The organism is Variovorax sp. P4_D9 (assembly GCF_056401695.1).
This window is the reverse complement of sequence record NZ_JBFUIU010001551.1, coordinates 1-1,046: the sequence shown is the minus strand read 5'-3', so window position 1 is coordinate 1,046 and position 1,046 is coordinate 1. Positions and strand designations below refer to the sequence as shown.

2 protein-coding genes are annotated in these 1,046 nt (G+C 67.2%); both read left to right on the top strand.

Features of this window, described 5'->3' with window-relative positions:
• The coding region (locus AC1DY5_RS56820) for a hypothetical protein (protein WP_478122902.1) at window positions 1–354 on the top strand (354 nt) is incomplete at its 5' end.
• A complete protein-coding gene (locus tag AC1DY5_RS56815) occupies window positions 351–1,019 on the top strand; it encodes a phage adaptor protein (RefSeq protein WP_478122901.1) in 669 nt (222 codons plus the stop codon). The genes AC1DY5_RS56820 and AC1DY5_RS56815, both read left to right, overlap by 4 nt.
• Window positions 1,020–1,046: the final 27 nt, after the last annotated feature.

The window sequence follows — 1,046 nt, the reverse complement described above, 5'->3', positions numbered from 1 at the left end:
GGCTCGAATCTGCCCTTCACCAAGGGCCAGACGCGCATGGTGCCGCCGGATCTCGCCGCGCGCTTCCTGCGCCACGCCGATGTTTTCCAGCCAGGCGAAGCGCCCAAGCCCAAGAAGGGCGCGAAGGGCGACGACACCGCCGCGCTCCTCGATCTGGCCGACCAAGAGCGCATCGAGGTCCACAAGAACGCCTTCAACCTGCAAGACCTGCGCGATCAAGTCGCGAACATGGACAAGACCGCGCTCGCGCACTTCTCCATGGTGAACTACCGCCAGACGCTGGACATGCGCCACAACGTGGACACGCTGCGCCAGCAGGCCAACGGCTTCATTGACCTGTACGGGGTCGTATGACGGGCGATGACCTCATCGCCGCCTACCGCACCGAGACGCAGGACCTTGCGGAGCCGCCGCTCACGTCCGATGAAGACGTGCTGCGCTGGCTCGAYGARGCCCAGCAGGAAGCGGYCATCCGCGCCCGGCTGCTGCACGAGTCCGACGATCCCGCGATCTGCACGATCGCCGTCACCGCCGGCACCGCAACCTATCCGCTGCACGCTGCGCTGTACGAGCTGGACCAYCTGGCGTGGCAGGCCAACGGCGCGACCTGCCGCACGCCGATCGCCTTGAAGTCGGTCGTTGAGCTCGACCGCATCCGCCCGCACTGGCGCGAAGAGACTTGCACGCCCCGCTGGGCCATCCAGACGGACACGCGCCTGCGCCTCGTCCCCAAGCCCGCCATGGATGGCACGGTGTTGCTCGAAGGCTACCGGCTGCCGCTCGTGGCGCTCACCGCCAAAACGCAGACCCCGGAGATCAACGCCGCGCACCACCGCCATCTCATCTGGTGGGCCGTGCACCGCGCGTACGGCATTCAGGATGCGGACGTCTTCGACAAGGACCGCTCCGACAAGGCCGAAGCGAAGTTCACCGCCTACTTCGGCGCGCGCCCCGATGTCGACCTGCGCCGCTCCACGCGCGAGGACGTCGACCAACACAACGTGGCCTTCTGGGTGTGATCGATGACGATGCGCCCGGTCAAGCTC